General features: G+C 28.5%; 11 protein-coding genes. 7 read left to right on the top strand and 4 right to left on the bottom strand.

Features of this window, described 5'->3' with window-relative positions:
* Positions 1-52 precede the first annotated feature (52 nt).
* The 5 genes from R3X25_RS00835 (at position 53) to R3X25_RS00815 (ending at position 5,241) form a co-directional block, all read left to right on the top strand.
* A complete protein-coding gene (locus R3X25_RS00835) occupies positions 53-667 on the top strand; it encodes a phosphoribosylanthranilate isomerase (protein ID WP_317670898.1) in 615 nt (204 codons plus the stop codon).
* Entirely contained in the window at positions 667-1,848 is a 1,182-nt protein-coding gene (gene trpB / locus R3X25_RS00830) for a tryptophan synthase subunit beta (protein WP_317670896.1), read from the top strand. The genes R3X25_RS00835 and trpB overlap by 1 nt, the downstream gene beginning before the upstream one ends.
* Positions 1,849-1,955: 107 nt before the next feature.
* On the top strand, positions 1,956-2,720 hold the full coding sequence (gene trpA, locus R3X25_RS00825; RefSeq protein ID WP_317670894.1) for a tryptophan synthase subunit alpha: 765 nt from the start codon (positions 1,956-1,958) through the stop codon (positions 2,718-2,720).
* Positions 2,721-2,745: 25 nt separating this feature from the next.
* Entirely contained in the window at positions 2,746-3,873 is a 1,128-nt protein-coding gene (locus R3X25_RS00820; protein ID WP_317670892.1) for a helix-turn-helix domain-containing protein, read from the top strand.
* Between the two features lie 120 nt (positions 3,874-3,993).
* Entirely contained in the window at positions 3,994-5,241 is a 1,248-nt protein-coding gene (locus tag R3X25_RS00815; RefSeq protein ID WP_317670890.1) for a DUF1566 domain-containing protein, read from the top strand.
* Here R3X25_RS00815 and R3X25_RS00810 read toward each other — a convergent pair.
* Positions 5,238-5,891 (bottom strand): uracil-DNA glycosylase family protein, encoded by a 654-nt coding sequence (locus R3X25_RS00810; RefSeq protein WP_317670888.1) that lies wholly within the window; start codon positions 5,889-5,891, stop codon positions 5,238-5,240. The genes R3X25_RS00815 and R3X25_RS00810 overlap by 4 nt on opposite strands.
* Before the next feature lie 67 nt (positions 5,892-5,958).
* Between R3X25_RS00810 and R3X25_RS00805 the strand changes: the two genes are divergently transcribed.
* Positions 5,959-8,208 carry an FUSC family protein gene (locus R3X25_RS00805; protein WP_317670886.1) on the top strand — a complete coding sequence of 750 codons (2,250 nt, stop codon included), beginning with the start codon at positions 5,959-5,961 and terminating at the stop codon, positions 8,206-8,208.
* On the opposite strand, the gene R3X25_RS00800 is transcribed toward R3X25_RS00805, so the two are convergent.
* From R3X25_RS00800 to R3X25_RS00790, 3 genes are read right to left on the bottom strand one after another with little or no spacing between them, the layout of a single operon-like run.
* Complete coding sequence (locus R3X25_RS00800) at positions 8,180-8,848, bottom strand: M15 family metallopeptidase (protein WP_317670884.1); 669 nt, start codon at positions 8,846-8,848, stop codon at positions 8,180-8,182. The two genes, R3X25_RS00805 and R3X25_RS00800, sit on opposite strands and share 29 nt — an antisense overlap.
* Before the next feature lie 5 nt (positions 8,849-8,853).
* Positions 8,854-10,581, bottom strand: coding sequence for a TonB-dependent receptor (locus tag R3X25_RS00795; protein ID WP_317670882.1), 1,728 nt, complete (start codon positions 10,579-10,581; stop codon positions 8,854-8,856).
* 25 nt (positions 10,582-10,606) lie between these two features.
* Complete coding sequence (locus R3X25_RS00790; protein WP_317670880.1) at positions 10,607-13,621, bottom strand: tetratricopeptide repeat protein; 3,015 nt, start codon at positions 13,619-13,621, stop codon at positions 10,607-10,609.
* 204 nt (positions 13,622-13,825) lie between these two features.
* On the opposite strand from R3X25_RS00790, the gene R3X25_RS00785 reads away from it, so the two are divergent.
* Complete coding sequence (locus R3X25_RS00785) at positions 13,826-14,509, top strand: cell division ATP-binding protein FtsE (protein ID WP_317670878.1); 684 nt, start codon at positions 13,826-13,828, stop codon at positions 14,507-14,509.
* Position 14,510 lies beyond the last annotated feature (1 nt).

The raw sequence follows: 14,510 nt of genomic DNA, 5'->3' as shown, positions 1-14,510 counted from the left end.
TTGTAAAGATACTTGCCTACGCAGGTATGACAAAAGTAATAACAAAAAGAAAATGAAAATTAAAGTTTGTGGAATGCGAGATGCCGAAAATATTTCGGAACTAGTAAAATTAAAACCAGATTATATGGGTTTTATATTTTATGGTAAATCGAAGCGTTTTGTTTCAGATTTTCCACAAGTAGAAATTCCTTCAGAAATAAAAAAAGTAGGAGTTTTTGTAAATGAATCTTTTGATGAAGTTATAGAAATTGTAGAAAAAAATAAACTAGATGCAATTCAATTACACGGAAACGAATCTCCTGATTATTGCGAGGAATTAAAGGTTTTAATGATTAGACCAGTTGAAATTTTCAAAGCATTTTCAGTAGATGATAACTTTGATTTTTCTAAAACATTAGCATATCAAAAATGTTGTGATTATTTATTATTTGATACCAAAGGAAAAGAATATGGTGGTAACGGTGTTAAGTTTAATTGGCAAGTATTAGATAATTATAAAGGAGAAACTCCATTTCTATTAAGTGGAGGAATAGCAAAAGTAGATGCTGCTGAAATTAAAAATATTTCACATAAAGCTTTTGCAGGAATAGATATAAATAGTGGTTTTGAAATTGAACCAGCATTGAAAAATATAAAAGATATTAAAGAATTTAAACAAAATTTATAATGAGTTATTTTGTAGATGAAAACGGATATTACGGCCAGTTTGGTGGTGCTTACATTCCAGAAATGTTGTATCCAAATGTAGAAGAACTACGTCAGAATTATTTAAAAATAATGCAAGAGGATTCTTTTAAAAAGGAATTTGATGAATTGCTAAAAGAGTATGTTGGTAGGCCAACACCTTTGTATTTTGCAAAACGTTTGTCTGAAAAATACAGTACAAAAATCTATCTGAAACGCGAAGATTTATGTCATACAGGTGCACATAAAGTAAACAATACTATTGGGCAAATTTTAATGGCAAAAAAGCTAGGTAAAAATAGAATTATTGCTGAAACAGGAGCAGGGCAACACGGTGTTGCTACAGCTACAGTTTGTGCTTTAATGGGATTGGAATGTATTGTGTATATGGGCGAAATTGATATTGCACGTCAGGCTCCAAATGTTGCACGAATGAAAATGTTAGGAGCTACTGTTGTTCCAGCATTATCGGGTAGTAGAACTTTGAAAGATGCTACAAATGAAGCTATTAGAGATTGGATTAACAATCCGGTAGATACACATTATATTATTGGTTCAGTGGTTGGTCCACATCCATATCCAGATATGGTTGCGCGTTTTCAGTCTGTTATTTCTGAAGAGATAAAATGGCAATTAAAAGAAAAAGAAGGAAAAGAAAATCCTGATTATGTAATTGCTTGTGTTGGTGGTGGAAGTAATGCCGCTGGAGCTTTTTATCATTATTTAGATGAAGAAAGCGTAAAGTTAATAGCAGTTGAAGCCGCAGGTTTAGGTGTTGATTCTGGAGAAAGTGCAGCAACAAGTGTTTTAGGAAATGAAGGTGTTATTCACGGAAGTAAAACATTGTTAATGCAAACAAAAGACGGTCAAATTACAGAACCTTATTCAATTTCTGCAGGATTAGATTATCCAGGAGTTGGACCTTTACACGCACATTTATGTGAAAGTAAACGAGCTGAATTTCTATCAATTACAGATGATGAAGCTATGAAAGCTGGATTGGAATTGTGTGAATTGGAAGGAATTATTCCTGCCATAGAAAGTTCACACGCATTGGCTATTTTTGCTCAAAAAGAATTCAAAAAAGAAGATATTGTTGTGCTAAATCTATCGGGTAGAGGTGATAAAGATTTAAACACCTATATAAAATATTTTAAGTTGTAGAACAAATCTCGTCATTCTGAACTTGTTTCAGAATCACATCATTAAGATGCAAATTATTATGAGACCCTGAAATAAATTCAGGGTGACGATGATAAAAATGAAATAAAATGAACAGAATAAATAAAAAATTACAAGAAGATAAAAAGTTACTATCTATTTATTTTACTGCGGGTTATCCTAAATTAAATGATACTGTTGAAGTAATTGAAAGTTTAGAAAAAAGTGGTGTCGATTTTATTGAAATAGGTTTGCCTTTTAGCGATCCTTTAGCTGATGGACCAACAATTCAAGCAAGTTCTACTACTGCTTTAGAAAATGGAATGACTTCCGAAGTACTTTTTAAGCAATTAAAAGATATTAGAAAAACAGTTACTATACCTTTAGTAATTATGGGTTATTTTAATCCAATGATGCAATATGGAGTGGAGGCTTTCTGTAAAAAATGTGCTGAAATTGGTATTGATGGTTTAATTATACCAGATTTACCTGTGCAAGATTATAATGAAAACTACAAAGCTATATTTGAAAAATATGGAATTATAAATGTGTTTTTAATTACGCCTCAAACTTCAGATGAACGCATTCGATTTATAGATAGTATTTCAAACGGTTTTATTTATATGGTAAGTTCAGCTGGTGTTACTGGAGCAAAAAATAGTTTTGGAAATACGCAGGAAGCTTATTTTAATAGAATTGCTTCAATGAATTTAAATGCACCACAAGTTATTGGTTTTGGTATTTCAAATGCTGAAACATTTCAACAAGCAACTTCTAAAGCAAAAGGAGCTATTATTGGATCAGCTTTTATTAAGCATTTGACTAAAAATGGAACTACTAAAATTAATGAATTTGTAAAATCAATTTTAAGTTAAAAAGCAATCTTTTTAAAAAAGATTTATGGATGTAATTTTTTCAAGTGCAGGATGTATAACAGGTATATTTTATATATTAGTTATTCTTTTTTCAAAATCAAAGCAAATAAATAGTATTTTACTTTTGTTATTTATACTAACGCTATGTTTATCTCTAGTTCCTGTATTGTTAAATATGTTATTTTATTTTCCTCCATTGTGGTTAAATACTAGCTTTGGTTTATTGTGGGGGCCTTTATTGTATTTTTATATAGTTTCATTGTTAAAAGAAAAAATAAATTTTAATTATTTAATTTTTCATTTAGTGCCATTTTTAGTATTCTTTACGTTAACAGTTTTTTTTGAATATAATATTTTGCCTCAACCACCAAATGTTGAATTACCACCTAATTTAAGTAATACTAATTCGAAATTAATTTTTACAATTATTCAAAATATATCGCTATTAGGTTATTCTTTAGTTGCATTGTTTATTTTAGATAAACATAATAAAAACATTAAAAATCATTTTTCTTATACAGATGCTCGTTTAACAATACGTTGGTCTTATATAATTATCATCTTTTTTGTTTCAGCTTATTTATTAGTAGCATTTACTATGTTATTTACATTTGATTTAACTAGAATTATTCCTATTGATTTACATTTATTATTAATAGCTATATTTATTTATATTCTAGGTTATTTGGGTATTAAACAACAGCCAGTCTATTTAAATATGTTAGAAAAAGATAACGTTAAAGTAGAAGCTATTGGGAAAGAAAAATATGTAAAAAATAAGTTAGATGAAGACTTAAAAAATGAATATTTATCAAAATTAGTAGATTATTTGAAAAGAGAAAAGCCATACTTACAACCAAAATTAAGTATTGATGATTTATCGGAAGCTCTAGAAATTCCAAAACATTTTATCTCTCAAATTATTAACAATTCTTTAAATCACACTTTTTATTCATTAATAAACTCTTATAGAGTAGAAGAGGTAAAACAAAGAATTATAGATGATAAACAAGGTAAATATACTTTATTAGCCATTGCTTTTGATTCAGGATTTAACTCAAAATCTGGTTTTAATAAAAATTTTAAGCTTGAAACAGGCATGACACCTTTTGAGTTTAAAAAAACTATAAGTATTAATAAATCAAGTGCTTAAATACTTATACTTGCAAGATGATACCTTTTTTTTGAATAAAAAGAGTCTTAACTTATAAGATAAAGCGAACTACATTCTATATACACATACTTTTGAATCATAATATTAAAAACAATAATTATGACTAAAATAGTAAAAAAATCTTCCGTGTTTATAGTTGCTTTTTTATTAAGCTTCACCTTCTTATTGCAATCTTGTGATGATGACGATGATGAAATAACTGAAACTACAGATACAGAAACAACAGAAACTGAAACTTCCAATACACCTTCAGTAACATATACTTTAACAGATACTGGGCAAAACGTTTTTTACAATGCAGATGGAAATGAAATATCAGAACCTAGTGAAAGTGACGACTTTTATGGCCAAGATGCACAGTACACAGGAACCCAATCTTCATTTAAAGATAATGGTGATGGTACAGTTACAGATTTAAACACTGGTTTAGTATGGCAACAAACACCAGATTATAGTAGATATAATTATTACGATGCTTTTGATTATGTTGACGAGTTAGAAGTTGGAGGATATGATGATTGGAGATTACCAACAATTAAAGAATTATACTCGCTATTAAATTCTAATGGTACTTTAGACGCAACAGATACATCAATTTCACAACCTTACCTTTATAATGAGTATTTTGATTTTGAGTACGACCAAGGAATACCTTATGCAGGTCAATATTGGTCAAGTACCAAATATGTTAAAGGAGGTTTACAAATCAATAGTATTGAAGGCGCATTTGGATTTAACTTTGCAGATGGACACATAAAATCTTATGAAACTGGTTTATATTTTGATGGTACATCTGGTGTACAAGATCCTGGTTGTTTTGTAAGAGCTGTAAGAGGTGAAGAAAATGTATATGGCGTTAATGATTTCTCAAACAATGGAGATGGAACTATTACAGATAATGCAACAGGACTTATGTGGCAACAAGTTGATGATGGAAACACTTATAATTGGACAAATGCTTTAGAATATGCAAAAAATAGTGAATTAGCAGGTTATACAGATTGGAGATTGCCTAATACTAAAGAACTTCAAAGTATTGTTGATTATGAAAAAACTACAATTCCTGCAATAGATGAAACTTATTTTACTTGTACAGATACAGATAGTTGGTTTTGGACAAGTACTACACAAGGAGATTTTAAATACACAGCTTGTTATATTGCTTTTGGTTATGCTTATAGTAAAGATAATAGTAGTGCAACTGTTTATTACGATTGGCACGGAGCTGGTGCACAACGTTCAGATCCAAAAACAGGTGAGCCAGATGATTATATTTTAGAATCTGACAATGCAGCAGATTTAATAAGAGTTCAAAACTACGTTAGGTTGGTTAGAGACGCTGATTAAAAAAACTTTTTATACTGTAAAACCCTAAATTCAAATGTATTGAATTTAGGGTTTTCTTGTTTTAAGCGTTTGTATTTTTGATTGCTTCCAATAGCTCTATTCGCACTTCCAGATGGAGCAGTTAATGAAACAACTTCAATTATTCTTTTTTCATAATAAAATTGATGAATGCGTGGAACCTCGTTTGAAACAACTTTAAAAGAAATATTTTCAGCTTTTAAAACTCTTCTTAAATGGTATTCAGGTCCGTTTTTACTATTTCCTCCAGTTAGTATTAGAGAAGTAATTTTTGGAAATTTTTTCAGATAAAAAAGGATATCACGAAGTTTAATGTTTACCATTCCTAAATCGGAAGCGTCTATTTTTTTACGCTCGCAAGATTCTACAATATCACATATTCCAATATTTCTATTTTCTAAAAAATCTTTTCGTTGTTGAATTGCACTATCAGTTGTTTCAAAAAGTAAATTAAGATTAAATATTTTATTTAATATTGGCCATAATAATCCATCTATACTTCCGTAGCAAAAATCAACATCGCCTTTTTTTAAAATACCTTTGTGAAAACGTGGAGGTGGTAAAGTTCCAACAATTAATTTTGTTGTGTTTTTAGAAATAAATGGTTTGTAAGGATGTTTGTGTGTAAACATATTTTAATAAAAGTTTAAATATACCAAATTAATAGTGTCCTGAAAAAATACTGTGTAAATTTGCCGAATGTTTGAAAACATAAGGATTAATTTAAGGAGGTTTTTAAAAAGTATTCATTTTTTAAAAGCAGTTGTAATGGCTTTTGCCATGGCTATTCCTATTCTATTATCTAACTTTTATTTTGGTAGTATTGAATTTGGTTTTAGTATTGCTTTAGGAGTTATTTTTTGTGCGCCATCTGATATTCCTGGAAGTTTAAAACATAAAATTTTTGGAATGCTAGGGTCTATAGCATTAGCTTTTATTGCCACATTGGTTATTGGCTCGGTAATAGATAACCTAATAATACTATTGCCAATGTTAACACTTTTTATATTTGGTGTATCATACATATCAGTATTTGGCTTTAGAGCATCATTAATTGCAGTTTCAGGTTTATTGGCTATAGTTTTAGCATTTGCACATAGTACTACTGAAATGTCTGTTTTTAAACATTCATTGTTGGTAGGCGCTGGTGGATTTTGGTTTTTGGGACTAACCATGTTAGTATCATTCTTTCTGCCAAAAATACAAACAGATTATTTATTTGTTGAGGTGTTTACCAAAACGGCTGAATTTTTAAAAATTAGAGGAAGATTATTGGTTGAAAAAGAAAACAGAAACGATTTGTTTAAGGAAATGTTTAAACTTCAAACAACCATAAATGAACATCATGAAGAAATAAGAAGTCTTATTTTGAGTGAACGTTTAACCTCTGGTTATTCAAACAGAACAAGACGAGCTCAATTAGTATTTAGTAAATTAATTGAAATTTTTGAACTCGCAATATCTAACCCTGTTGATTACAATAAATTTGATTTGATTTTTGAAGATCATCAAGAAAAATTAAATGAGTTTAAAAATATAATTTTTGAAATTGCAAATCAGTTAGATCACATTTCAAGAGTAATTTTAAAAGAAGAAAAATTAGTTTTTAATAGAAAAATTTCGATTCTTTTAAGAAAAATTCAAACGCATATAGATTATTATAGAGTGTTAGTAGGTTTACCAAAATCTAGAGAAGGAACCATTTTACTTCTAAATTTAAAAACGTATCAAGAGCAACAAGCTCAAAATTTAAAAGATATTGAACGTGTATTAAACAATTATACGCATAACGATAATTTTAGTGTTAAAGATCCTGAACGATTTATAACACCACAAGATTATGATTTAAAAAAACTTAAAGCCAATTTTAGTTTAAAATCTCCAATTTTTAGACATTCACTTCGACTTACAATTACCATGATGATTGGTTTTTTAATTGGTCAGGCTTTTGAAATGCAAAATTCTTATTGGATTTTACTTACGCTGGTTGTTATTATGCGTCCAAGTTATGGACTTACAAAACAACGCTCTAAACATAGAGTAATAGGTACATTAATTGGAGCAGCTATTGGAGTAGGTATTGTTTTAATTACTCAAAACCCTATTGTATATGTAATTGTTGCCGTTACTTCATTAATAATTGGATTTTCATTGGTGAAATTGAATTATAAAAGCGCAGCCATTTTTATTACTTTATATGTAATTTTTATGTATGCATTAATTCACCCTAACATTTTATCGGTTATTAAATTTCGAGTTTTTGATACTTTAATTGGAGCAGCTTTAGCGTTTATTGCAAATTATGTGTTGTTACCTTCTTGGGAAGCAAAAAATATTAAAGAATTTTTTATTAATTCTGTTGAAGCAAATATTAATTTTTTAAAGGAAATAGATATACTTTATCATGTAAAAGGAAATGTATCTACAAATTATAAATTGTCTAGAAAAGAAGCTTTTTTACAAGTAGGAAATTTAAATGCAGCATATCAAAGGTTGGTGCAAGAACCAAAATCTAAACAATCAAATTTGAGCGTTATTTACGAATTAGTTACTGTTTGTAATACTTTTTTATCTTCACTTTCATCACTAGGAATGTTTATTAGAACTAATACAACAAAAGAGGTTCCAGAACATTTTGAGACGTATATTTATAATATTATAAGTAATTTAGAGAATGTTTTAAAATTACTAAATTCTGAAATATCTGCAGTTTCATTATCTACTAATGAAGTTGAAAAAGCTAGAAAAATTTATGATGATTATTTTAGTTGTTTGTCAGATAAAAGGGATAAAGAAATTGAAGAAGGTAAACCAATTGCAGATGATTTAAAAATAGAGTTGAGAGAAACAAAATTAGTCTCTGAACAAGTTAAATGGTTGTATAATTTATCTAAAAGTTTGGTTAAAAATGTACAACTAATTACTTTAGATCAAAATCAAAATACGTAGTTGGATATGGTTCGTTTCTTAAGGTGAAATGCCACCATTCTTTAGGGTAATTTCTAAACCCGTGAGCGTTCATAATATTTTTTAATAACAATCTGTTGTGTTGTTGTTTTACAGTTATTTTGGTTGAATATGTTGAAGAAATTGGATCAAATAAATCATAAGGACTTCCCATATCTATTTCTTTTCCAGTTTTTAAATTTACTATTGTTAAATCCAAAGTACTTCCTCTACTGTGTCCAGATTTTGAAGCTATATAACCTTCTTTAAATAAAAAGCGTTTTTTAATATTAGGGTAATAGAAAGATTTTGCAATGGTATCGTTCCAATCTCTAGCCCATTTAACAAAATAATTTACCGCTTTTTGAGGTCTATAAGCATCAAAAATTTTAAGTCCTAAATTTTGTTTGTTTAGCTCTTTTTGAATTTCAATTAATGGAAGGCTAGCTTCTTTTGAAATAATAGTTAAGGGCTTTAAATACCCATCAACTTTTTTTCCTGTAAAATTATTAACACTGTAATATCGAATTTCTAATTTTATTGAAGGAATTGTTTCATGAATATAAACAAAACCATTAGGTATACTTTGTGAAAATGAGTTTGTAAACCATATTAATATTAGAAAACCAATATACTTGTTCATTTAGATTATAGATCAAATTTATAGGTGATTCCTGCTAAAATTTGGATTGTTTGAACTTTATAATTTAAAAATGGTTGGTATTTAGTGCCTAAAGCATTATTTACTTTTGCAAAAGCAGTTAAACGTTCTGAAAAAATGTAACCACCATTTAAATTTAAATCTAAATACGAATCATTTTCAGTTATTGTAGGGTCTAAAGCCATATCACCATAAGAGTAAACTAAATCTTTAGTAGCGCCAACATAAAATAATTTAGCACCAGCAAACCAACTATTACTAACATAATCTCCAGTAATTGTAGCGGTAATATCAGGTAAATTCCAGGCTTCTTTTTGGGTTGTGGTTGAATAATTATTGTAATTAATAATTCCTCCAAAAGTAAATTTATCAGATGCTTCAATACTTATTCCGGCATTTACACCTAAAGTTTTTACATCATCATAAACTACTCCAAACGAATTTCCTAATTGGTATGCTTGGTCAACTGCTAAAGTACCATCTGTTAAAATAGTGTTTTGTATAAATAATGGTTTACTTTTTTCGCTAGTATGACTTACCGTAAAGTTATAACCAATATTTGATGCTAGTTTTCCTTTTGCTCCCGCAAAAGCTTTGTATTGTTTGTCGGTTTGAGCAATAGTTAAAGTAGGAGAAACGTATGGGTTTTCATTTGCAAAATCTTTATAATTATTCTGAATTAAATCTCCAGTTACACCTCCAACCAACGTAAATACTTCATCCACTATTTTTAATGATGCAGTTACATTTGGATACGCGTAAAAGTTATTTTCTTTTTGTTCAAGATTGTTAGAATAATATAGTTTAGCACCTAAATTAAAAGTTAAATTATCTCGAAGCACTTCAAAGTTTGGATTAAAACCAAGATTTAAAAAACTGTATTTTATATCATCTTCAACCGTGTAATTTTGTTTAAATTTTCCCGAAATTAAATCTACTAACACTTCAGCGTTTATTAATTCTGTAGAAATAGGAAATTCGAATTTAGGTTTAACAACTAAACGTATTTCGCTAGAATTATAATCATCAGTAAAGTTATTTACTTCGGCAGATGCACCTTGAAAAAATGAATCTTCCATTGTAATTTTTCCACCTATATAAATATTTTTGTACAATTGTTTTTCATCTATTGAATTTAATAAAACTTCATCAAATTCAACTTCAGAAGGAAGACCGTAGTAATTAAATACTTGTCTTTGTACACCTGCATTTATTTGCCAATTATAATCTCTGTCGAATTGTTTGTAAAAAAGATCAATTCTAGTGTCAGCAAAATTATCGTCTAACAAAACTTCATCAATGCCACCTTCTGAAGAATGGTGATTTATAAACACTCCAAAATCGTTATATCTATTGTTTCCTGAATGAATGTAGGCTTCAAATAAAGGACTTGTGTAATTTCCAAAACCAGCAGAAATATAGTTTTGAAATAAGCGTTCTTTTGGAGCTCTAACAACACCTTTTACTTTTCCTTTTGAAGGTGTAAATGTTGAAGCAACTGGAAACGAGAAAATGCTATACTCAACATTTTCTTTTTCTATATTTTTTGTTTCTTCAATAGATGGATTAGATTTTATTTTAAACGCATCTGCAATAGATGGCGTGTAAGGTTTTACTACTAAAATTTCTTCCGTTTTTAGCGTATCTGTTTCTTTTTTTTGAGCGTAAATAAACGTAGAACTAATTAAGATTGATATAATGAATAGCTTGCGCATTGTTTTAATTTTAAGAATTGAACGATTATTGTTTAATAGATTCGTTAGTTTTTGCTTGTTCTGTTTTTATACTATTTAATTGTGTAGTAGCTTCTTTTACAACATCGTTAAATTGAGCAAAATTTTGAATTACACTTTCTAAAATATAAGTAGCTTGGAAGGCATCATTAAGTTCGTAATAATTATTTGCCATAACAACTAAACCTTTTGCACTCCAATATTTATACGAAGCATAATCGGCAGCTAATTGTTGAACTATTTTATTAGAAACTCTATAACTTCCATCTTTATTTTCAAAGTAAGCACTGTAATATAAGGCTTCGGCTTTTAACTCTCCTGAAGCAATTTTTTCAACTTCACTATAAGCAGTTCTGGCTTTAGCTTCATTATTAGTTTTAATTGCTGAACGTGCAATAATAATTTGTGCATCAGACTTTACTCTATTTTCAATTTTACTGTTCGATAACACTTTATCGGCATATTCTACAGCTTTATTAAAGTTTTCTTGCGCGTAATAACCTTTCATTAAATTAGATTGTGCATACGTTTTATTTTCAAAATTAGTTGCTTCTACTTCCAAACGTTCCAATAGCGGAATTGCTTTATCCCAGTTGTTAGTTTGAAGATATACTAATGAAAGTCTAGAAAGGGCATTTTCCGAAAATTGGTTTTGTGGTTGTTCAATAACATACGTATAATATGGTATTGTTTCTGTTTGTTTTTTTTCTGAAAATAATGATTGTGCTAGATAAAAATTAGCTTGTAAGCTGTGGATACCTTTTGGGAAATTTTGAATGTATTTTTGAAAGCTAGAAATAGCTTTTGAATGGTTGTTTTGCAAAAATTGCTTTTCAGCAGACTCATACATATCGTTATCCAATTCAGCATCAGATACGTTTACAAAATCAATATTTTTTACCCAAGCAGCATATTCGTCAACTCGTCCTAAATCTACATAAATCTGACGCGCATTTTTTACCGCTTGGTTAGCTTCTGCAGTATTTGGAAAATTACTTACAACATTTTTATAAGTTGTTAAAGCTTGTTCATTTTTATCGGTATTATAGTAAATTAACCCTTTTTTTAGCATTGCTTTTGAAACTAACGGACTTCTTTTAAAGTTAACAATTAGCTTATCAAAATTTTGTAGTGCTTCGTTATTTCTTCCTTTTTTTACTAATGAATTTCCTAAAACGTAATGTGCATTATCTCTATAACCCGATGTGGTTTGTGTATTTAAAAACGAATTTAACTCTTCAATTTTTTTGTTTTCATTACCAGTTAAACCGTAACTAATTGCTTTTTGAAATTGAGCGTAATCAACATCAGCTTCGTTTAAAGCAATAGATTTATTATAGTTTAAAATAGCACTAGAATAATTTCTTGAAGCAAAATAACTATCAGCAATACGCAAATAACTATCGTTTAATTTAGTTTTATCTTTTTCATTTGCAATGTAATTATTGAAAGCTGTTATAGCGTTTGAATATTCTTTTTGTTTAAAATATGCATAACCTAAATTGTAATTTAAAAGTTCAAACTCATTTGTTTTTGAAGCTTCAGTATTAGATTTGAATGTGTTAAAATCTTCAATTGCGTTTATAAATTTATTTAAACGGTAATTAGTTTCACCTTTCCAAAAGGTTGCTTTTGCAACTGTTTCAGCATTTAAAGGAATTTTTAATGAGTTGCTAAAATGCTCTTTAGCGTTGTTAAAATCACCTTTATTAAATAATTCTACACCTCTGTAAAAAGCAACTTTTTGATATAGCCCTTGTTCTTTAGTTCCTTTTTTATTTTTTAAAAACTCTAAAGCACCTTTAAAATCGTTAGATGTTATGTATGCGCTAATAATTAAATCGTCAATTTCCTGTTTATGTTCAGAATTTGGATACAAATCTAAATATTCTTGTAAAACGTCAGGAACACTTTTATATGGATTCCCAATCTCGTAACTTAACTTTGCATAATTTAACCAAGCATCTTGTTGAATATCTGTTTTGTATTTCATTGAAGCAGCATTTCTAAATGCGTTTAGCGCTTCATTTTTTTGATTTAATTTTAAATAACATTCGGCTAAATGATAGTAAGCATTCTGTGCAACTTCATTTTTACCACTTATAATTTTATTGAAATTATTTACAGCTTCTTCGTAATTTTTTTGTTGGTAATAGGTGTAACCCAACAAATAATAATCTGTATTAGTCCACTTTCCACGTTTACCTTTATAATTTATTAAATGCGGTAAAGCTTCGTTATATTTTTCTAAATTGAAAAAACTTTCACCAATAATTTTAGAAATTTCAGAATGTTCAACTCCTCTTGCTTTAGCTAAAAGAGGTGATGCGTTTTCAATAGCTTTTTCAAACTTACCAAGTTTAAAATTCATATCAGCCAAATAATAACTCACTTTACTTTCGTATTGAGAATCGTTTGCAACTTCGCCTAAATATTCGTCTGCAGTTTTATAATCATCTTGGTTATAAGCAATATAGCCGTAATAGTATTTTGCTTGTGAGCCATAGGTTGGAGAGTTTAATATGTTTAAAAATAACTCTTTTGCTTTGGTGTAATTTTTATTAACAAATAAAGAGTATGCATAGTTAAAATAATATTCTTCTTCTTTTTTTATAGTTAAACTAGTATTTTTAACTTTAGAATACCATTTTGCAGCATACGCATATTTTCCAACTTTAAAATAATAATCTGCTACATTTATAAATGCACTGTTACGTTTTGTGTTTGTTGGATATTTGTCAACAAAATCTTGCATTAAGTAATCTGCATCTGGCTGCCCAAGCATTACAGCACAATTTGCGGCGTAAAATTCACAGTTAGCTTTTAATTCTGATGAGGGTTCAAAACTATTTTTAATAGTGTTAAATTTTTCTTGAGCGGCAACAAAAGTTTTATTGTTGTACAATTCCATGGCGTGGTTGTACTCTTTTAAAGAGTTTGTATAAATAATGGTTTGTTGCGCTGAAATAGAATGTGTTAATAGTGAAATAACACAAATAAGAAAGAATTTTTTATAATTCATTTTACTGCAAATTTGTTGAATAAAGCTATACTGTATAAACGTAATTTTTGGTTGAAATTGCATTTAAACCTTAAAATTTAAAGAATAGCTTTACAAATATTGTACCTTTTTTTGATAAAGAGCGAATTTACCTAATTTTTAAATAGTATAATTATTGTTGATACTTAATTTTAGAATAATTAGATTTGTTGAAAATCTATGTTTATGTCCGAAGCAATTCTTACTTTACAGAATGCCCAAATATTTCAACGTGAAAATTTAGTTTTAAAAGATGTTAATTTAAAAATTGATAAAGGTGAGTTTGTTTACCTAATAGGTAAAACGGGAAGTGGAAAAAGTAGTTTAATGAAAACACTTTATGGAGATTTACCATTAGAAAAAGGATCAGGAAGTATTGTTGGTTACGATTTAAAAAAATTAAAAGAAAAAGAGATTCCTTTTTTAAGAAGAAAATTAGGAATTGTTTTTCAGGATTTTAAATTGTTGAACGACAGAAATATTTTTGAAAATTTATCTTTTGTTTTAAAAGCAACAGGTTGGAAAGATAAAAGTAAAATGAAGGAAAAAATAATAGAAGTACTTTCTAAAGTTGGTATGGAAACTAAAGATTTTAAAATGCCATTTCAACTTTCTGGAGGAGAGCAACAACGTGTTGCCATTGCCAGAGCATTGCTTAATGATCCTGATTTAATTTTAGCAGATGAGCCTACTGGAAATTTGGACCCTGTAACTTCTGTTGGAGTAATGAATGTTTTAAAAGAAATTCACCAAAGTGGAAAAACTATTTTAATGGCAACACATGATTATGCTTTGATTCTTAAATTTCCTAATAAAACTATTAAGTGTGAAGGTGAAGAATTATTTGAGGTAGTTCAACAGAAAAATTAAT

It is taken from the genome of Lutibacter sp. TH_r2 (assembly GCF_033101135.1).
Classification (GTDB): domain Bacteria; phylum Bacteroidota; class Bacteroidia; order Flavobacteriales; family Flavobacteriaceae; genus Lutibacter.
Note: the sequence above shows the minus strand (reverse complement) of the source record. Positions and strands in the feature narration are given on the sequence as shown.

Coding starts and splice junctions, on each gene's coding strand:
- R3X25_RS00805 (WP_317670886.1), top strand. CDS start 5,959: ATGTTTGAAAACATAAGGATTAATTTAAGGAGGTTTTTAAAAAGTATT.
- R3X25_RS00800 (WP_317670884.1), bottom strand. CDS start 8,848: ATGAACAAGTATATTGGTTTTCTAATATTAATATGGTTTACAAACTCA.
- trpA (WP_317670894.1), top strand. CDS start 1,956: ATGAACAGAATAAATAAAAAATTACAAGAAGATAAAAAGTTACTATCT.
- R3X25_RS00790 (WP_317670880.1), bottom strand. CDS start 13,621: ATGAATTATAAAAAATTCTTTCTTATTTGTGTTATTTCACTATTAACA.
- R3X25_RS00835 (WP_317670898.1), top strand. CDS start 53: ATGAAAATTAAAGTTTGTGGAATGCGAGATGCCGAAAATATTTCGGAA.
- trpB (WP_317670896.1), top strand. CDS start 667: ATGAGTTATTTTGTAGATGAAAACGGATATTACGGCCAGTTTGGTGGT.
- R3X25_RS00795 (WP_317670882.1), bottom strand. CDS start 10,581: ATGCGCAAGCTATTCATTATATCAATCTTAATTAGTTCTACGTTTATT.
- R3X25_RS00820 (WP_317670892.1), top strand. CDS start 2,746: ATGGATGTAATTTTTTCAAGTGCAGGATGTATAACAGGTATATTTTAT.
- R3X25_RS00810 (WP_317670888.1), bottom strand. CDS start 5,891: ATGTTTACACACAAACATCCTTACAAACCATTTATTTCTAAAAACACA.
- R3X25_RS00785 (WP_317670878.1), top strand. CDS start 13,826: ATGTCCGAAGCAATTCTTACTTTACAGAATGCCCAAATATTTCAACGT.
- R3X25_RS00815 (WP_317670890.1), top strand. CDS start 3,994: ATGACTAAAATAGTAAAAAAATCTTCCGTGTTTATAGTTGCTTTTTTA.